Below are 19,016 nucleotides of genomic sequence, written 5' to 3'. Positions count from 1 at the left end.
TTTTAAAAAAGATATAGCCCAGAGTCTGCGATTAACAGATTCTGCAAACTTTAATAAGTCACTGCCTAACTACCACGCCACATATCCTCCGTCAACTAACAACGGGTGACCAGTAACAAAAGATGCTTCATCGGAAGCCAACCACACGATGGCATCAGCTACCTCGCGCGGCTTGCCCAACCGCCCTGCTGGATGCAGTGAAATAATGTATTGCTTGGTTTCTTCTACGGTTGTAATACCCGCATCTTCCAACATTGGTGTTTCTATAAAGCCCGGACATACGGCATTAATCCGTATACCTTGCGATGCGTATTCAATTGCTGCGGTTTTTGTAAGCCCAAGAAGTCCGTGTTTTGATGCAACATAGGCCGGTGCTTCCGCAAAGCCCACATGACCAAGGATAGAGGAGATATTAACAATCGAGCCGCTCCCATTCTTGATCATTGCTTCGATTTCATATTTCATACAAATGAATTGCCCTCTGAGATTAACATTGAGCACTTTGTCCCATCCCTCGATGCTATATTCACCGGTAGTCGCAGATTCCCCAGCGATGCCAGCATTATTGCAGGCAATATCAAGCCGCCCAAATTGTTCTACGGCTTTTTTAACCATATTTCGGATATCATCCTCTTTCGATATATCCGCTTTTACAGATAGAACCTTAACTCTTTTCTCTTCTATCAGTTTCTGGGTTTCCTTAAGTTTTTCATCGTTGATATCAGAGATTACGACATTAGCTCCCTTTCGCGCAAAAGCAATGGCGGTTTCTCTGCCAATACCCGTAGCCGCGCCCGTAATTAAAGCCACTTTATTTTTCATAGTTTATTTTTTTAGGGCTACTGAATATTCTAGAATTTTTACTCGTTGAAAAGCCCAACATGCCATAAATGGGACATACCCCTATTAAGGCAGTCATTAAGGGGATAACTCCTACCAATCCCCACCAGCTTTGATACATAATGCCATAGGCAATAAAAATTACTGCTATTATCAATCGTATAATTGTATCGGTCTTACTTATATTAGTTTTCATGATGGTATTACATTATTAGATTTGATAGACCGGCAAAGTGATGGTTACCAGTTTTGCCGGTCTCAATTTCTCTTATAGATAGTTAGTCTATTGGTACGGTCTTTGGCTTCTGAACCTCTGCTTTTGGAACCGTTACTTTTAGGACCCCATCTTTAAATCGAGCTTTAATTTTATCATCCTTACCTGCCGAAGGCAGCGTAAATGAACGCGTAAAGCTACCATGATACCGCTCCCTGCGAAGAAAATTTTCCTTTTCTTCTTTTTCTTCATGTTGACGTTCACCGCTGATTGTCAGCCTGTTCTCTTTATAGCTTACTTCTACATCTTCTTTAGAAATGCCGGGCAGATCTACTGATACGATATATTCTTCATCCGTTTCACTGACATCCGTATCAGGTGCCCATAATTCCATGTTCACTCCACCGTTACCTGTTCTTCGCGAGAAAGGCACTATATCATCAAAAAAACGATCCATCTCCCGCCGAATAGACTCAATTGGCGATAAATCTGATCTTTTTTGTATTGCTTTCATAATTACTCCTCCTTATTACTATTACTAATTCCATAAACAGCTTCTTCTTAATCGTTCGAATCTGCTTATCTCTTGATTACAAGTACGGAATTATAAGGACACGGATATGCAGTATGATCTTATTGAATCTTGTAGGAAAGCAGTAATTCTAATGATAGGGGATTCCCCTACAAGTAATGACGAAGCTGAAACCCACTAATAATCATCGTTTGTCAGCAGGTATTCTTTTTAGATAGGGTATAACTCTTTTTTCCTCACATTGTCAATTAATGCCAACATAGAAACCGAAACTTTGTGCTCAACAAAGACCAGAGGCTATAGTACAAGATGGTATCTCCTTTGATGAAGTTAAAACTCAGTGTTATTAATCCAGTTTTGTGTCTTCGGTCTCAACCCATTTCACCGCATGCATCATGAGTTCCGTAGCATTTTCAAGGTTAAGTTTAGTTTTGATCCTAGCACGATAGGATTCCACGGTTTTGACAGCAAGATGTAATTTTTCAGCAATTTCCCGGGTATTATTTCCTTTACCGGTAAGTTCAAAAACCTCCAGCTCACGATCACTCAATAGGTCAAGCGGTGATTTATTAAGATTTTTTTGACCACTTGCCATGCCCAACAATAATTTTTCATTGATAGCATCACTTACATAGATTCGTCCATTGAGTATTTTCCTTACTGCCTTGATCAGTACCTCCCCGGCCTCTTGCTTCATAACATAACCCTTGGCACCGGCCCGTAGTACCCGTTCTGCATATAAATTTTCCTCATGTCGCGATACCACTAGTATCTTTAGATTGGGATCCTGTGCAGCAAGATGCTTTACCAGCTCCAGCCCCCCCATGCCGGGCAGGGAAATATCTATGATAGCCAGATCAGGCGAAAGTTCATCATATTTTTCCACGACTTCTTCAGCCCGTTCAACCTGTGCTATGACTTCATAACCAAGTTCCGAATCCAGTGTCATCGACAATCCTTTGCGCATCATCGGATGATCATCCACTACTATAATTTTTGTTTTCGAGTCGTTACCCATAATTAATAAAGGTGATTATATTTTGTTTATAGTTTCGATATTTGAAGATGGAATACTGCATATTACCCGGGTTAAACCTTCAGGAGTTTCAGTTATATTCAATTTCCCACCTAATATATGAGACCGGTATTCCATCGTATGAATCCCCATCCCTTTATTGTACTTACTATTTTTTTCTGTCTCCGAAAATCCTACCCCATTATCTTCAATAACAAGCTGTAATTTATTTTTACTGACTTCCAATCGAACAAATATTTTTGTAGCCTTACCATGCTTCACAGCATTGTTAATAGATTCTTGTACAATGCGGTACAGATGCAACGCAATACTAGAATTTTCAATTTCAATATCCTTAGGACATTTAAAGGTACAAGTTGTCTTTGTTAGTACTTCAATTCGCTCACAAAGTCGACCCATGGCAACCTGAAGCCCCTCATTATCCAGCTCAATATGAGCCAATCCGTGAGCCAACTTACGTGCCTGTTCATCTGCTTCTCTGATCATCTTAGAAATTTCCAACACCTCCTTAGCAGCTGGCAGGCCATTAGCTTCCAGCTTCCGTGCCAAATTCCTACTGATTAGACTTATGCCCGAAAGCATCTGTCCCAACCCATCATGAAGTTCATGTCCAATGCGAAGGCGTTCATCTTCAGCTATTTGAAGGATCTCATTTTCAAGCTTACGTCGCCCACTGATATCTTTTATTAACCCAGTAAAAATTATTTCATCTTCAAACTTAACCTCACTTACCGCCAGTTCAATTGGAAATATACTTCCGTCCTTTCGTTTGCCTCTTACTTCTCTGCCAATGTCTATAATTTTACGCTCTCCTGTCTCAAGATAATTTTTCATGTACTGGTCATGTTCCTCCTGGTAGGGAGATGGCATAAGCATGCTTATATTTTCCCCAATTACTTCCTCTGAAGAATAGCCAAACATTTCTTCAGCCGACCTGTTAAAGCTCTGGATGAGTCCTTCCTTATCGATGGTAATAATTCCTTCTACAGCGGTTTCCAGAACTGCCTTGATCCGCGCTTGGCTCTCAGCCAGCTCCAGCTCCGTTTTTTTCTGTAAGCTGATGTCGCTGGCAGTCCCCAGAATAACCTTCTCACCCCGACTATCTTCAATCATAGTTCTCTTTACATCCAGCCATATAGCGTAACCATCCTTATGATGGCCCTCTATCTCTAATGAAAGGTTTTCACCCTTTTCCAATTGGATTAGGTCTTCCTCGAAGTTATCCAGTCTACGATCGGGATAAAGAAACCAAACAGGTTTACCCTCAGCTTCTTCCGGTTTATATCCGAACACCTCCTCACCACCCCCATTCCAATACAGGATGGTTCCATCCAAGTCTATCAGCATTACTAATCTTGGGACATTATCCAGGATTATTTCAAGGTCTTCAAAGGAAAGATCTGTTCTAAATTCTGCCCTGTTCATAATTATTTGTCCAATTACTTTTTACTCGATACACAGAAATCAATTTTTTGCTATCATACCATAATTAAAGGGAGTTTGCCTTACTCTACTCCCCCACACTTTTGTAAGGATATCCCCTACCCTATTTACTGTGCTTTCTTCTCTATAATTTTGTATTGAAACAGTAGATTTAAACATAAATGCATAAATAATATAGATATCTTAAAATCAAATATATATATCATGACTATTAAAAATAAAGAAACTGAAATATTTGACTTATACGATTTAATGCTTGAACAACTTCGTGACCTATATGACGGTGAACGTCAGCAGCTCAATTATCTTTTAAAGGCGGATGAGCAAGCAAACTCTTTTGAACTCGATGAAATTATTCAGATGCATCGCAGAGAAACAAAAAAGCAATTAGGTCGTTTGGAAGAGGTGTTCAATATGCTCAGTGAAGAACCAACTGGTGAGTCATGCGATGGAATTAGGGGAATTATTGACGAAGCATTGAAACTTAGCGATCGCTGTATGAATCCGGAAGTTCTTGATGCTGCACTGGTTACAGCCATACAGCATATCAATCATTATGAAATAGCCGGATATGGGACCGCGATCTCTTATGCCAAAGCCCATGACAACCACGATATCGCTGAAATTTTGCTCGATACCCTGCGAGAAGAAAAAAGAGCCGATATGGGATTAAGTGACCTTGCCCAGGATCGAATCAATCCGGACGCAAAATGGACGGCCATTGTACAAAAGTCGGGGAAAGAGTCAACCTCACAACTGTAGCCAGCTGAAAAATTAGTTTTTTATTTTATAGCAAACTATAAATAATTATGAATGTCTAAGTATGTTTATTCTAAATACAGGTTGTGAAAATATCTATTTCGACTAACAAGTTTAAGGCATTTTTGACGGCGATCTGTGCCATTACCTTGCTCATTGGAGCTGTAGGTGACTGGACGGGTTGGCTGCAAGAACAAACTACGATCGTTTTCTATATTCTTGCCTATCTAAGCGGTGGATACGCAGGAACAGTCGAGAGCATCAAGGCTCTCATGAAGTTTAACATCAACGTAGATGTGCTCATGATACTCGCGGCTCTGGGAGCGGCCACTATTGGAGAATGGATGGAAGGGGCTATTTTGCTTTTTCTATTTTCATTGAGCAATACCCTTCAGGACTATGCTCTTGGAAAAAGCCGGCGTGAAATAAAATCGCTGATGAAACTCCGCCCTGATGAAGCGCTGGTTCGCAATCCCGATGGCTCAGAAATAAAACGGCCGGTTGAAGACCTTTCAAAAGGTGATATCATAATTGTCAGACCCGGAGAACGCATTCCCATCGACGGAGAGATAACAGACGGAAATACGTCGATAAATCAGGCAGCAATAACGGGTGAAAGCATACCTGTAAAAAAGGAACCGGGAGATGATGTCTTTGCTGCCAGCCTCAATGAAAATGGAGTTATTTCTGTACGGGTTACCAAGCTGGCCGACGAAACAACCCTGGCCAAAATCATTAAAATGGTTGAGCAGGCACAAGGCAGTAAAGCCGCTACCCAGCGATTCTTAGATGATTTTGAACCTTGGTATGCGACGGGGGTAATTATTGCGGTTATTCTTCTCATCCTATTTCCATGGTTCTTTTCGAACCAACCTTTCGATGATATATTTTACCAAGCCATGACGGTACTAGTGGTAGCTTCTCCCTGTGCACTGGTGATCAGCACGCCAGCATCTGTTCTTTCGGCTATCGCCAATGCAGCAAAAAATGGCATCCTATTTAAAGGCGGCGCCTACCTTGAACAGGCCGCTTCAATTGACATTATTGCCTTTGATAAAACAGGAACTCTGACTAAAGGTAATCTGGCGGTAACGGATATTACTCCTTTCAAAAACGGTAACAGCGATGCAATTTCAGAATCTGAACTGCTTTCAATGGCAGCATCAGCTGAAGAGCATTCTGAGCATCACCTGGCTGCTGCCATTCTAAAAAAAGCGGGCGAAAAAAATATAGAATATGGCTCTGCTAGCCAAGTGCAGTCAGAGGCCGGAAAAGGCATTTCCGCACAATTGAAAGGTAAAACCATTCAAGTAGGCAACGAAAAACTCTTTAATACCAACAGCAAATACTGGGAAAACGGAATACAGGAAGAAGCTGATAAACTAAAAATGCAAGCCAAAACGGTAATTTATGTTGTTATCGATGATAAACCAGCTGGCTTAATTGCCGTAGCTGATGAAATTCGAGAGCAGGCGCCAGCGGCGATAAAGAAATTAAAAGCTCTTCAAATCAACCGTCTGCTGATGCTGACCGGGGACACGACAGGTGTCGCTCGTTCTATCGCTGATCAGATTAATATGAATGAATTTCACGCAGAGCTGCTACCCGACGAAAAGGTTGATTTTATCAAACAGCTAGTCCAAGAAGGCTCTGTAGCCATGGTGGGTGATGGCGTCAATGACGCCCCGGCACTGGCAGCCAGCCACATGGGCATCGCCATGGGCACAGCAGGTACTGATGTAGCTTTGGAAACAGCCGATGTTGTATTGATGGGAGACGACCTTAACAAATTGCCCTACCTGATTGAACTTGCGCGCAAGTCTCGGAGAATTGTCTGGCAAAATATCATCTTTAGTCTGGCAGTCATTGCCATGTTGGTAGCCTCAGTATTTCTCTTTGCGTTGCCTCTTCCTATCGGTGTTGTGGGACACGAAGGAAGTACCCTGCTGGTAGTTCTAAACGGATTGCGTTTGCTCAAAAAATAATAAGGGTATTAGACGCAACGACATTAAAACCTGTTAAATAAACTATTTTTTGTTTTACTGTGCTAACATATGGTTTTGACCTTTAAATCTGTTAGCTTGGGTTTTCTCGTTGGACAAAAAAATAGCTCCGCAACAAATCAATGGAACTACAGCTGCAAATCATTTGGGATACTCTGTCAGCTCTGGGAATCGGGTTGCTCATAGGTATTGAACGGGGGTGGTCTGGCCGTAAAGAGGACGAAGGGGATCGGGTAGCGGGTATTCGTACGTTTAGCCTGGTGGGACTGCTGGGAGGAGTTTGGGCTGAGTTGAGCCATTTTACGAGTGACTGGGTTCTTCCGATTATTTTTCTCTCGCTCACCGCGCTGATTATTACCTCGTATATTATAGATACAAAAGAGGATAATGATCTGGGTATCACCACGGAGATAGCCCTGCTGCTCACTTTCTCGCTGGGGGCATGGGCGGCATTGGGATACCATTTGTATGCATTGGTCGTGACGGTTATCGTCATTACACTACTTAGTTTGAAACCGGTACTACACCGGTGGCTAGAAGAAATTGAAGTCAAAGAAATATATGCGGGCATTAAACTGCTGGTAATTTCAGTGATCCTGTTGCCCCTCCTTCCCAATCAGGGTTACGGTCCTTGGCAAAGCCTGAATCCCTACTGGATCTGGTGGATGGTGGTACTTATATCCGGACTTTCTTTTGTAGGATATATCCTCATCAAATATTTGGGCAGGCGCCATGGCACATTATTAACAGCCATTACCGGTGGACTGGCATCTTCTACAGCCGTAACGCTTAGCCTTGCCCAACTAGCACGGCAACAAGAAAAGCTCAACTCGCATTACCTCTTTATGGCCGGGGTGCTTGTCGCTTCATCCATTATGTATGTACGAGTTGCCATTGAAGTATTAATTGTAAATCCTGGGTTGTTATATCCCTTATGGATACCGCTTACAATCATGTTGGTGTCTACAGGTATTGCTGCGATATGGCTATGGAAGAAATCGGAAAATTCACCAGATAAGCAGCCGGATATCGCCCTTAAAAACCCACTTCAATTTTTCACAGCGATCCAGTTTGGTTTACTGTTAGCGGTTATTTTAGTCCTTGCTGCAGCCATGCAACAATGGTATGGAGACGAAGGCATTTATCTACTGGCTTTGCTATCCGGACTTATGGATGTGGATGCCATCACCCTTTCGCTCTCTCGAATGGCCATGGCAAAAATTAGTTCCGATGTGGCCGTTTCCGGAATTATTTTATCCGTCATCTCGAATGCCCTAGTTAAAGCCGGCCTCTTTATTTTCTGGGCGGGTTTTCAAAAAAACAAAGTGCTGATCTGGATTATTTTTGGGATTTCCATTGCCGGGTTTATCAGCCTTCTTCCCTTTCTTTAAAATCAGAGGCTACAATTAAAAACGTTTGTTATTTTTCCGAAGATTCCTGCCCCTTCATTCTTTTTTGAGTCTTATAGCTACCCAGGAGCAATGCAAGAGGTTTCAATTCGTCAAACTCATCAAATACAACTTTCAAGACTCCCAGCAGGGGAATAAATAAAATCATTCCTGATATCCCCCAGATACTCCCACCAACAAATATGGCAATGAGCGCTGCCATAGGATTTAATCGAACCTGTGATCCCAGGATATAAGGAGTTATTAAATTATTTTCCACCAGTTGAATAAACCAAAGCGAGGCAAGCACAGCAATAGGGTAGAACAGCGAATCCGTTGTAGCTATGGTATATAAGATAACAGCAAGTGAAGCAATAATTACTCCGATATATGGTACGAGATTAAAAACAGCCAGTAATACCGCAAAAAATAAAGCATAATTAATTCCCAGTAGAGATAATGTTATGTAGAAAAGGATTCCGATTATTACGGTTACCCCCATCAGTCCAACCATATACTGTTGAACTACATTATTTACTTTACTGATAATATCAGAAGTCTTTGTCCGGTAATTTTTAACCAACCCAAGAAATCCATCATAGAAAAGATCCCGGTAGTAAAGCATGAAATAAATGTACAGGGGGATCACTGTAATCAAGGTGATTGTTTGAAATGCAGAAAAAAGTGAATTCTGCAATACACCCAATGAATTATTGATAATACCCGAGAGCGAATTAGAAACCTGCCGAGCTATCGTTTCATTTGTAATACCAAAGGCTTTCTCAGCTATCTCTTGGAGAGACAAAATCCACTCATTTAATTTATTGGTAACGGCCGGGGCGTCCTTCAATAGACCAACAATCTGAAAAGAAAGGATATACAGTACTAGGCCTATCATAGCAGTTACTATCACCAATACTGATATTATTGCTGCGGAACGGGGAACTTTCTTCTTCTCTAACCATTGCGTCATCGGTAAAATAAACAGGGCAATAAATAGAGCCCATGCCAAAGGAAGTAATATTAGCTGGGCATTCGTCAAAATATGCACCAGCAGCACTCCCACCAATAAAAAGGCGGCAATATTTATTATATAGCTATTCGCTTCTTTCATTATCGATTATTAAACAATGGGTACCTGTCTGCTAGTTTTTTTGTTTTTAGTTCTTTAAACGACGTTACTTCAAATTTAAATCACCTATTTTTTAGATTCTGAAAAGCCATTTTTATTAATTCAGCATTACAATGTGTTAAAATTACACCTTAAGGGGTAGCTCCGATGAAACATTTATAAAGATTACCGCGCTTTACTTCGTACTATTATAGCGTCTTTCTTTACGCATGAGTTAAATATTAGCCGTTAACTTATAACTAGCTACCAAATATTTTTCATTATAAGTTATAACCCACGGCCATATTGTAGTTGGATAGGAATTATTCATGTAGTGCATTTTCTTACAAAAATATTCACTACCACAATAGTATATCCTAGAGCGTAAGAAATAGTAAATCTTATACCATACCAGTAAACCCCTACAATTGATAGATACTATATCACTACATTATTTTTCTTCTAAAATGATTTAATTAAATACGTATGAACTTTAATACAATTGACCTGAAAATTCATCATGGCTGATATCAAAAACATTTTATTTCCGACTGATTTTTCTGAGAATACCCGTGAAGCGCTCACTTTTGCCCTGGAAATAGCCCGGGCTTGTGATGGTAAATTACATATCATGCATTCCATTGAAGAGCCCTATAATTTCACCATGCCGGATGAAACAGCTAAAAATACGGAAGTCAATCGAAGCCTAAGCCAAACAGTTAAGAAATTGTTCGAAAACCTGGAGGATGAGATCCTGGGAGATAGCAAATACAAAGAGCTGAATATTGAAACCAGCATACAAACCGGACGGGCTGTATACACTATTCTCGAGGAAACAAAAACCCGAAACGTTGACATGATTATTATGGGCGCCCAGGGACGGACCGGGTTAAAAGAGGTCCTTTTCGGCAGCACTACAGCCGAAGTAATACAACGTTCCAATGTACCCGTTTTAGTCCTGCCACACGAGGCAGTATATAAAGATTTTAACCGGATCACCTTCGCCACCGACTATCAGGATGGAGATCTCAAAGCACTGCAATTCGTAGTCGAATTGGCAAAGTTATTCAATTCAAAACTCATAGTTTATCATTCCATACTTAAAACTGATCTCAAATCTGAAATTATGTTTCGGGGATTCAAAGAACTTGTAACCGAAAAAATTTCGTATAAAAACATTGAATTTGAAGAAGATAAATCTACCCACTTTCTTGAAGCAGCGATCAATAAAGTTGAACAACAGAACGTCTCATTACTTGTAATGGTACATTATGAAAAATCCTTCCCCCCACTCCCTAAGCAACAATCAAAAGAAATGAGTCATTACTCAGAAGTTCCCCTCTTGGTGCTGCCGGGTAAAGAACTGGCAAATACTAAGAGATAATCCTGTTATGCTACTTAACATCAACGAGATACTTCATCCAACTGATTTTTCCAAACCTGCTAAAAATGCTTTCACCTATACCCGTGAAATAGCTCTAAAGGTTAACGCCAAAATAGTTGTCATGCATTCCTCGAAGCTCCCCTACGCCTATGGCTCGGAAATCAAGATGCAGGAAGCAGTTTATAATGACGAATACAAAGATTTACATATAGAACCCACTATCGAATTCGGTGATACCGTATCAAATATATTAAAATTTTCTGGTGACTTAATTGTCATGGGATCAACGGGAAAAACCAATATGGGCAAAGTATTGTTTGGAAGTGTATCATCCGAAATTTTGCTCAATTCAAAAATTCCTGTACTCATCGCCCCTACAGATCAACCTTATTCCACTTTCAGTCACTTGATCTTTGCAACCGATTACCGGGAAAGAGACCTGGAAATTTTAGGTGAGCTGACTACATGGGCTAAGCTATTTGATGCTGAAATCACTGTCCTGCATATCACTCCCGAAGATAATCTGGAATCCAGTATTAATTTTAGGGGTTTTAAAAAGTTAGCCGAAGAAAACATTGATAATCCTGAAAAAATAAATTTCAAACTCATTATTGATAAAGATTTTACCCGTGGCATATTCTCTTCATTGAATAGAAAGAAGGGACAACTTCTGGTAATGACACGTACTAAAAAGACTTTAATTCAGTCTCTTCTCAATCAAGATCACATACAGCAGACCGTTTATTCAAAAGTGCCCCTTCTTGTTTTACCAGGAGAAGAGACACTTGACAAAGAAAAGTAAATGAATGTTATAGAGTATTAACTATTTCTTTACCTTCTTGCGCAGCGATGAAAACCCATCTTTGAGATCTTTCCACAATTTTTCGGCATCTTTCCTAACACTTTGATAGGTTGTTTCCCCCACCTCTTCAAGCTGATCCATTTTTTGGTCTAACTTACTTCTTTTGGTTTTTAAATTATTCAACCTTTTAGTCATATCCTGTTTAAATTCGGAGAACCGTTTTTTATTCTGCTCTTCGAATTCTTCCAGCTCGTGATCCCATTTTTTCAGCTGTGCTGCCAGTTTATCGATGTATTTCTCGCGGTTTGTTTTTGACATTTTTTTTATCCTTGATCTATAATTATCCTTTGTTTGGGTATATTTTTATTTATGATGTTTGTTTATAGTAAATAAATATTCAATATCATTTTATTCCAGTCGGCAAGATTTATTTTCTCACCCTCCGATCCCAAAACGGTTCTCCTTTGTCATTTCGAAGTAGAAGTACATCCTTTCCTCATCCTCTTTGGACCGCGAATTTGGAATTACAGCGCTGGCCTGTTGCTCATCAGTTGTTAGTTCAGTATGACGTATATGTCCTCCGAGATTCCCTGTATAAGCGAGATATCCGGCAGTCAGTAAAGCATAGACTAGCAAAACCCATACAAAAGGTTTAAAACCTTTTACCCTCTTCCTATTCATAAATAATCCTGCAATACCACCTCCTCCCAAAATCACGGTCAGCCACCAGGCGATATCTGCTGCTTCTTCATGCGCTTCAATAGAATCATGTGTAACTCCGGCAATTTCCTCTACAATATCTTCAGCGCCTTCCCCACTCTGGAATACAACAATAACTGCAAGACCAGCGATGATAAATCCTATAAAAGCAATTTTATAATGTTCACTGTTTTTACTAATAACCGCCCATACCAGCATGGCAACAGAAAGAAACGTCAACAGTATTGGAATATGATTCGTTAACAAATGTAAGTGTGCAGCATCCATAATTTTATACGTTTTTTGTTAAAAGATAGTCTGTTTGATCTGTAATTATTTTGCTTCGATTTTTGAAACTTTAGTCTATCCAGCTTTGCCATCGGGGTCGCCCTTTTTCATCTCTCAGAATCAGCTTGCTATTGCCGTGTTCAATTTGGGCAGCTATTATAGCAGGATTATCTTCATATTTAACGCGCGACCCAACCACTCTAACCTTTTGACCATCTTTGAGTCTGCTTTGCTGGTGACTGATATACCACTCCGGACCTAGGTGAACTGGGATAATCTTTTTGTTTTCTGTTTCCACAATAAGAATAACACCTCGTTTCTCATGATTCTGGCTACTTTCTGTAATAATTTCCAGGATATTGCCTTCAAATTCCTCGACATTATCCGGATCAAATTGCCTATGGTATTTTTTTATACGCATAACCCCTTTCGAAATCGAATAAACTATCCCACCTATGGTCAACAGGACAAGACCTCCGCCCCATATTTGCAAATTTCTTATCACTTCTTTTGTATTCAAATCCATATTTAATCTTCTCCTTTTGTATTAAATGACCGTGCGGTCAGCGATAAACTCAGAAAGCGGCAAGCCCCAAGAAGGTATCTTTCCACCCGTTGTATAGTACATCGATTTAAAACCCATTTTGAGCATATGGGGTGTATATCCCATCTTCAGGATACTGGTATCTCCACCCCACCATTCATCGGTGTGCATATAAAATCCCTTGTGACTTCCCATGTCGCCCATGCATATAAGCATAAATTCCATCGGATCTATCTCTCCCTCAGGATTGTAGTTGCCCACCTCCTGTCCGATTACACGTGCTAAAACCTCAGCTTCCATATGTCCGAGTGATCCCAGCTTCGGGACCGTAATTGATGCTGCATCACCAACAGCAAAAACCTCCGGATAATCGGGATTGCGCATATACATATCCGTAATGATAAACCCCTGATCATCCGAGATTGGTAAGTTTTTCAAGAAAGAGTGTCCTTCCCAGTTTGGAAAAATAATTTTCAGTTCCGCCTCAACGCTGCTGCCGTCTTTAAATTCGATACCATCTTTGTGAACTTTGCTAATTCCTTTGGTATCAGCTTTGTATCCGTACCCCATCTCTTGCATCATGGGCAACAGCTGATCGAGAATTTGTTCTCCTGCATCCTCAGCAATGACTTCGGCTGGAGTAAACAGCGTAATGTTTTCAGCTCCTCCCTGTCCTCGCTTCTGAAGCCAATCAGCCAGTGAAAAAGCCACCTCTACCGGTGGCCCTTCGCAAGCTGCCTCTGCCACTGGCAATCCTTCCGGAAGTTTATCGCTTTTACCTTGTATAAACCGGTCTGAACCAATGGCAATGGGACCGCCTTTATATCCTCCCTCATGGAGATACCTTCGAATCTCATCCCCATAAAAGGTATCCGTAAAAGTATGACCATGCTCTGCAAAACCTTCGATCTTATCAAAAGCCAGATGATTTCCAAGCGCAATAACCAGATAATCATAGGATATGTTTTCACTGGCAGAACCGGGCCGCTCAGCAGGGATATAGCCAATTTCTTTTTGTTCCACATCGATATTCCGAATGTCGCCCTGAATAAACCGGATTTTGTCCCGGTCAAGGAACTTTATAAAAGGTAGATGGAGTTCCGTAGCGGGATTATTATTATTCCACACCTCGATAGGAATATTCGGGATAAACGATAGATACGGCTTCCGATCGATGCAGGTAATCTTTACCTGTTCGCCCGCAAACTCACGTATATAGCGAGCGGTCGTTAGCCCGGCGAAGTTACATCCTAACACAAGAATATGGGGGTGCACAGCCATAGTAATCTGAATTGAATTAATGTTTTATTAATTATATTCATTTGAGGGCTTTTGTATTGAGACTAGAAACCTGACTGTGATGTAGTTAATATTCATTTTAGATATGTAGGGAATACTCTTACATCAGCGGATCATTACGCTATTTGATCGGATTATTTCCTAGTAATTGTCTAAATGGATCCATTAATTCAGCTTTACCTGCCATCCCACGCCAAATGCTACATCAGCAGAAGATTCTGATAAACCGAAAGTAGTACTAATATTCAGACTCCTCCGTTTATCCACCTGATAACCTATGCCCAGAGCGGCCGACATTGGAGGAGTCACTCCTTCAATGATTTCTGTCATTCCGTTTAAAGATCCAAGCAACAACCAGTGTCCACCGGATAAAGATTTACCGATTCCCACTCCGTAGTTCAACGAAGAATTCAGTTCCAGATCGGGCATGTCCCCAAAATGCCAGTACATGAAATTGGCTGTGATAAACCATGTATTAAAACGCCTGGACAGGGAACCTCCAACTCCCATATCCCAGGCCCCGGTCCCAAATCCATTTACAGGGTCGGCAAAAGGAAATTTGATCGATGTATTGATATACAACGCCGTTGTACCGGATTCAAATCCCAGGGCCTGATACTGCAAGAATAGCGATGGATCACTGAAGCCAGACTGTGTATACGAAGCCGTATCCACCAAGTCTATATGCTGCCTGCGACCTCCTCTCATATTTTGGTCCGTTCCGCGTCCGTAGTGCTGACCCACCGACTCGTGTTGGGGGCCTCCGGTTGGTATCCCTCCATAGCGACTGTATGAGATCCACGGGGAATTTTGTACAATAAAGGGGAAATCAACAGATATACCATATCGGCTGTTTCTTACATCCAGACCATTCGTCAAATAAAAACTCCGGGTATCCTCTACAAAAAAGTAGGAGCCGCTTGCCAACTGCATACCGCCTTTATAATAATAGAACGGTTGTCCCGAAACCTGGGCAGCTCCCATTAATCCACCGAACAGAAATCCCAGAAACATCATCCATATTTTATAGTTCATAATGTCGATGCACTAGTATTCTTGAAGGTTTAATTTTGCTGGTCCGGCTGATGTTCTCGCAGTCTTTTGGTCATCCGCTCCATCGTTTGTACCGTTTCTTCAAGCTGGCCGGTCATCTCTTGCATATGCTGGCGAACCTGATCCATATCCTTTCTCATCTCACCATCCTGCATCATTTGACGATCTTGTAGCATAAGGTTGCAGCGTTCGGCTGCATTTTTCATATTACCAAGCATGAGCCCAACCTGTTCGCCCATTCGATGCATCATCTGGTACTGGTTCTGCATCTGTTCATTTTGCGTCTTTTTCATCATGCGCGACATCTCTTGATTCATCATATGAACACGTTCATTCATCTGGTTCATACGCTGATTCATATCTTGCATTTCCTTCATCTGCTGCTGCATCATTTTCTGCTGAGACTGTTGCTGGGCCAAGGTTATATTTCCCAGCATCAATACTCCGACAATCAGGCCAATTAATCCTTTGAGCATCTTCATAACACCAATTCTATTTTATTGAGATTTTTACTAACAATAAAATTTCTGCTTTTAAACAAAGAGTATTTGTAGCCATCTTTCCCAGACTTTTTGTAGTTCAACTATACGTTTTGACTGTAGGGTAATCTACGACAGGCTACTCTTTGCAGTATTTTCCCTCACAGACCTAAACGAACAATACTTACGTTACACTCTTTCTAAAAAAGCTATTCTATGAGTGAAATAATGATCATAACAACATATATATACTAACAGCAGAAGATGATTCTCTTTTTCATTTAACATTATCTCTAATGAAAAATATTGATACCAATTTTAAACAGGAACGAACACGAATATTCGATAATCAAAGGCATGATGCCTACCGAACAAATAAAAAACATCCTGACCCTACCATTTGTTCGGTTTGCGGTTCGCTCTATACAAATGGACGGTGGACCTGGGATGATATCCCGGAAGAGGCGTCAGAGGTAACCTGTCCGGCCTGTCAGCGCACTGAGGATAATTATCCTGCGGGACTTATTCAGCTTCAGGGGACTTTTTTCGATGACCATCGAGACGAAATCATGAATATGATCCATAATATCAAGGACATGGAAATCTCCGAACATCCACTTGAGCGATTTATTAATATTAGCGAAAAGAAGGATAAAACGATTATAACAACTACCGGTATTCATCTGGCACGAAGAATCGGAGATTCCCTGGTTAAGGCCTATGAAGGATATCTAAATTATAATTATGACGATGAGCATCTGATCAGGGTATTCTGGCAACGAGATATATAAGAATACACAAAAACCCTACATATGCCGGATAGATCTCATTGCTCTCACTATTTGCATCTGGCTAACATCAAAATTTCTAATTTTAAAATAATTTAGTAGGACATGGACACAATGATTAACAATATACTATTCCCAACTGATTTTTCGCTTAATACCCGACAGGCTTTACCCTTTGCCCTGAATATTGCTAAAAAGACCAGAGCTACAATTCATATTCTTCATTCTATTGAAGAACCCTATGATTTTGCTCCCCTCGCCCAGGAAATAAAAGAAGGGGTGACAAATAAAGTCAAAAGGCTTTTTGCAGAATTACTGCAGGAAATAAATGAAGATGAAATCTACTCCGATATACCTATTAAAACCCACATCCAAACGGGACGGGCGATAAATACTATTTTAGAGGCTGGTCAGTCGTTTGAATCCGACCTCATTGTAATGGGCACAAAAGGAAGAACCGGATTGGAAAAACTACTTTTTGGAAGCACTACAGCAGAAGTCATTCAGGAGTCAAAAATACCTGTATTGGCAATTCCTAAAAATGCCCCTGTAACCGGCTTTGATCAAATTTTATTTACTACTGATTACCATGATGGAGACTTGGAAGCGCTACAATATACAGTCGAGCTGGCTAAGCTCTTTAAATCAAGAATCAGAGTATTTCATACAGCTCTTGAAAGTACTCTCAAAACTAAATGCATGTTCTATGGGTTCAAGGAGCTAGTTAAAGAATCCATATCATACGAAAATATTGATTTCGAAGAGGAAAAATCGATCACTTTTTTTGAAGGAGTGGCTAATCAAATAGAAAGACATAATATGTCATTAGTTGTTATGATCCGTTATAGTAAACCATTTTCTCTGATCGGACAGAAAAAACAGTCAAAAGATATGAGCTATTATATTCAAGCTCCACTCTTGGTTTTGCCCGGTCAAAAAAACAAATAAGTACTGTTATCAATAATAAAATGGTGTATATGTGATTGATCCAGCATCTTACATAACTCTCCTGAGCTGACCAACAAACTTGAAATAAGAATATTACAATCATTATGAAGTCAACAAATCCGCGTATAAAAGTCAAAATTGAACACAATATAGTCACTGATTTTGACCCGGAAGAGGTCAATCGGTGGGAAAACGAAGGGGGATCACCATCTGAAAGTCCACTTCCCATATCACATCCTGATCTGCCCTTGCATAAAAAGGAAATATTCGAAGTCTTGGACTGTGAAATTATTGTCGAAGACGGACAACTCTATTTGGAGGCAGAAATAGACATACTATCACACCATTGATAATAGCTGTAAATTTTAACTTTTCAGGAAAGACTACATACTAACTGAGATTGTCTTCAAATGCCATACTACCTGTAACCTCGCCGCCCGGCACTGAGATCGAGAACACCGCGGTATCATCATTAGTCTGAATGTCTTCGTTATTGCTGGTGATCTCATAAGTGATGATGTTTTTAGCCTAATTCATTTCTTGTGAATAGTCAATATCAAAATTACATTTAGCCATAGCGCTATGAATGAAAGGTTATTAGTAGGGTTAATATGGAATCAAAGTTGTTAAGCTATCCTTTTCATTAGTAAAAGGGCAGCCCCTTTTTTAAATAAAAGAAAGAACCATTCCAATTTAAATTGTTCAACCTTTGGCATCCCCCCTCAATAACCTCTATATCAAATTTTCCTCCATTTCTTGGTATAAGAATAGTGAAGCAAGGCTATACAACAGCTGGGCTTTATTAACGTCAATCCCAACCCGACTTATGCCCATCTTAAAAAAGTTAATCATAAAGGTGATTGTCATCATAATCACCGGAGGTAAACGATCATGAAAGAGATATTACGAACAGGTATCGATTTTCTCGAAGCTGTTTTATCAACTATTTTTTTGGGAGAAAATCCTGAAGACAACAACAAAGATCGCTCCTAACAGGCGGTCTTTTTGTTTTTAGGCCCTTCTTGCCAAACACCCAATCTAAGCATTTGCCCCTTTACCAGCTTTATATCCAATTTTAAACAATTACAAAAGGAGAATACTATGAAAGGATTATTAATACAGTGTGGATCCGAAAGATGCTCGCTGGAGCAAATTCTAGCTGTACCGGAACCGCCCAAAACTAAAACCTATACGCCGCTTAATCACTATGATTTTGCGGTCAATGTGCTGACGATCGCCTCAGATCTACTCAACGGCTATCAGTTCGATGGCGACCAATATGCGTTGAGCTCCGATGGACAAAAAATGTTCTGCGTGCTCACCTATAAGAAGAAATCCTCACAAAAGGAAGATTTGAAAAATACAGGGAGTGAAAACAACTACAAAGTTTTCAAAATATAATGGTT

General features: G+C 40.4%; 21 protein-coding genes. 9 read left to right on the top strand and 12 right to left on the bottom strand.

From position 1 onward, the window contains the following. Positions 1-69: 69 nt before the first annotated feature. The 5 genes from ABEB05_RS00730 to ABEB05_RS00710 all read right to left on the bottom strand — a co-directional run bounded on the left by ABEB05_RS00730 (position 70) and on the right by ABEB05_RS00710 (position 4,047). Complete coding sequence (locus tag ABEB05_RS00730; protein ID WP_265786606.1) at positions 70-822, bottom strand: SDR family NAD(P)-dependent oxidoreductase; 753 nt, start codon at positions 820-822, stop codon at positions 70-72. Continuing rightward, a complete protein-coding gene (locus tag ABEB05_RS00725; RefSeq protein ID WP_345694221.1) occupies positions 812-1,036 on the bottom strand; it encodes a YgaP family membrane protein in 225 nt (74 codons plus the stop codon). The genes ABEB05_RS00730 and ABEB05_RS00725 overlap by 11 nt, the downstream gene beginning before the upstream one ends. An 82-nt stretch (positions 1,037-1,118) precedes the next feature. After that, on the bottom strand, positions 1,119-1,568 hold the full coding sequence (locus ABEB05_RS00720) for an Hsp20/alpha crystallin family protein (RefSeq protein ID WP_265786604.1): 450 nt from the start codon (positions 1,566-1,568) through the stop codon (positions 1,119-1,121). Positions 1,569-1,932: 364 nt separating this feature from the next. Further along, entirely contained in the window at positions 1,933-2,604 is a 672-nt protein-coding gene (locus tag ABEB05_RS00715) for a response regulator (RefSeq protein WP_265786602.1), read from the bottom strand. Positions 2,605-2,619: 15 nt separating this feature from the next. Further along, positions 2,620-4,047 (bottom strand): PAS domain-containing sensor histidine kinase, encoded by a 1,428-nt coding sequence (locus ABEB05_RS00710; RefSeq protein ID WP_265786600.1) that lies wholly within the window; start codon positions 4,045-4,047, stop codon positions 2,620-2,622. A 222-nt stretch (positions 4,048-4,269) separates the two neighbouring features. Here ABEB05_RS00710 and ABEB05_RS00705 point away from each other — a divergent pair, with 222 nt between their 5' ends. The 3 genes from ABEB05_RS00705 (at position 4,270) to ABEB05_RS00695 (ending at position 8,218) form a co-directional block, all read left to right on the top strand. Beyond that, positions 4,270-4,827, top strand: a complete 558-nt coding sequence (locus ABEB05_RS00705; protein ID WP_265786598.1) for a YciE/YciF ferroxidase family protein — start codon at positions 4,270-4,272, stop codon at positions 4,825-4,827. An 83-nt stretch (positions 4,828-4,910) separates the two neighbouring features. Next, the gene (locus tag ABEB05_RS00700) at positions 4,911-6,809 is read left to right on the top strand and encodes a heavy metal translocating P-type ATPase (protein WP_265786596.1); all 1,899 of its coding nucleotides are present in this window, start codon (positions 4,911-4,913) and stop codon (positions 6,807-6,809) included. Positions 6,810-6,949: 140 nt separating this feature from the next. Continuing rightward, entirely contained in the window at positions 6,950-8,218 is a 1,269-nt protein-coding gene (locus tag ABEB05_RS00695; RefSeq protein ID WP_265786594.1) for an MgtC/SapB family protein, read from the top strand. Between the two features lie 28 nt (positions 8,219-8,246). On the opposite strand, the gene ABEB05_RS00690 is transcribed toward ABEB05_RS00695, so the two are convergent. Beyond that, the gene (locus ABEB05_RS00690) at positions 8,247-9,329 is read right to left on the bottom strand and encodes an AI-2E family transporter (RefSeq protein ID WP_265786592.1); all 1,083 of its coding nucleotides are present in this window, start codon (positions 9,327-9,329) and stop codon (positions 8,247-8,249) included. Between the two features lie 517 nt (positions 9,330-9,846). On the opposite strand from ABEB05_RS00690, the gene ABEB05_RS00685 reads away from it, so the two are divergent. Both ABEB05_RS00685 and ABEB05_RS00680 read left to right on the top strand, forming a co-directional pair. Further along, a complete protein-coding gene (locus ABEB05_RS00685) occupies positions 9,847-10,710 on the top strand; it encodes a universal stress protein (RefSeq protein ID WP_265786590.1) in 864 nt (287 codons plus the stop codon). A gap of 7 nt (positions 10,711-10,717) precedes the next feature. After that, complete coding sequence (locus ABEB05_RS00680) at positions 10,718-11,512, top strand: universal stress protein (protein WP_265786588.1); 795 nt, start codon at positions 10,718-10,720, stop codon at positions 11,510-11,512. Positions 11,513-11,533: 21 nt separating this feature from the next. On the opposite strand, the gene ABEB05_RS00675 is transcribed toward ABEB05_RS00680, so the two are convergent. The 6 genes from ABEB05_RS00675 to ABEB05_RS00650 all read right to left on the bottom strand — a co-directional run bounded on the left by ABEB05_RS00675 (position 11,534) and on the right by ABEB05_RS00650 (position 15,877). Then, the gene (locus tag ABEB05_RS00675; protein WP_265786586.1) at positions 11,534-11,830 is read right to left on the bottom strand and encodes a sll1863 family stress response protein; all 297 of its coding nucleotides are present in this window, start codon (positions 11,828-11,830) and stop codon (positions 11,534-11,536) included. A 117-nt stretch (positions 11,831-11,947) separates the two neighbouring features. Beyond that, positions 11,948-12,499: a DUF2231 domain-containing protein gene (locus ABEB05_RS00670; RefSeq protein WP_265786585.1), complete on the bottom strand. Its 552-nt coding sequence runs from the start codon at positions 12,497-12,499 to the stop codon at positions 11,948-11,950. 70 nt (positions 12,500-12,569) lie between these two features. Continuing rightward, positions 12,570-13,025 (bottom strand): MamS/MamX family magnetosome protein, encoded by a 456-nt coding sequence (locus tag ABEB05_RS00665; protein WP_265786583.1) that lies wholly within the window; start codon positions 13,023-13,025, stop codon positions 12,570-12,572. A gap of 21 nt (positions 13,026-13,046) precedes the next feature. Then, a complete protein-coding gene (locus ABEB05_RS00660; protein ID WP_265786581.1) occupies positions 13,047-14,324 on the bottom strand; it encodes an NAD(P)/FAD-dependent oxidoreductase in 1,278 nt (425 codons plus the stop codon). 183 nt (positions 14,325-14,507) lie between these two features. After that, positions 14,508-15,377, bottom strand: coding sequence for a hypothetical protein (locus ABEB05_RS00655; RefSeq protein ID WP_265786579.1), 870 nt, complete (start codon positions 15,375-15,377; stop codon positions 14,508-14,510). Between the two features lie 29 nt (positions 15,378-15,406). Continuing rightward, on the bottom strand, positions 15,407-15,877 hold the full coding sequence (locus ABEB05_RS00650; protein ID WP_265786577.1) for a hypothetical protein: 471 nt from the start codon (positions 15,875-15,877) through the stop codon (positions 15,407-15,409). Positions 15,878-16,170: 293 nt separating this feature from the next. Here ABEB05_RS00650 and ABEB05_RS00645 point away from each other — a divergent pair, with 293 nt between their 5' ends. The 4 genes from ABEB05_RS00645 to ABEB05_RS00630 all read left to right on the top strand — a co-directional run bounded on the left by ABEB05_RS00645 (position 16,171) and on the right by ABEB05_RS00630 (position 19,011). Next, positions 16,171-16,665 carry a BCAM0308 family protein gene (locus tag ABEB05_RS00645; RefSeq protein WP_265786575.1) on the top strand — a complete coding sequence of 165 codons (495 nt, stop codon included), beginning with the start codon at positions 16,171-16,173 and terminating at the stop codon, positions 16,663-16,665. Positions 16,666-16,776: 111 nt separating this feature from the next. Beyond that, positions 16,777-17,610 (top strand): universal stress protein, encoded by an 834-nt coding sequence (locus ABEB05_RS00640; RefSeq protein WP_345694220.1) that lies wholly within the window; start codon positions 16,777-16,779, stop codon positions 17,608-17,610. Between the two features lie 104 nt (positions 17,611-17,714). Next, a complete protein-coding gene (locus tag ABEB05_RS00635; RefSeq protein ID WP_265786571.1) occupies positions 17,715-17,960 on the top strand; it encodes a hypothetical protein in 246 nt (81 codons plus the stop codon). 751 nt (positions 17,961-18,711) lie between these two features. Next, the gene (locus ABEB05_RS00630) at positions 18,712-19,011 is read left to right on the top strand and encodes a hypothetical protein (protein WP_265786569.1); all 300 of its coding nucleotides are present in this window, start codon (positions 18,712-18,714) and stop codon (positions 19,009-19,011) included. The last annotated feature ends 5 nt before the right edge of the window (positions 19,012-19,016 follow it).

The sequence above is a fragment of the Fodinibius salicampi genome (assembly GCF_039545095.1).
Classification (GTDB): domain Bacteria; phylum Bacteroidota; class Rhodothermia; order Balneolales; family Balneolaceae; genus Fodinibius; species Fodinibius salicampi.
Note: the sequence above shows the minus strand (reverse complement) of the source record. Positions and strands in the feature narration are given on the sequence as shown.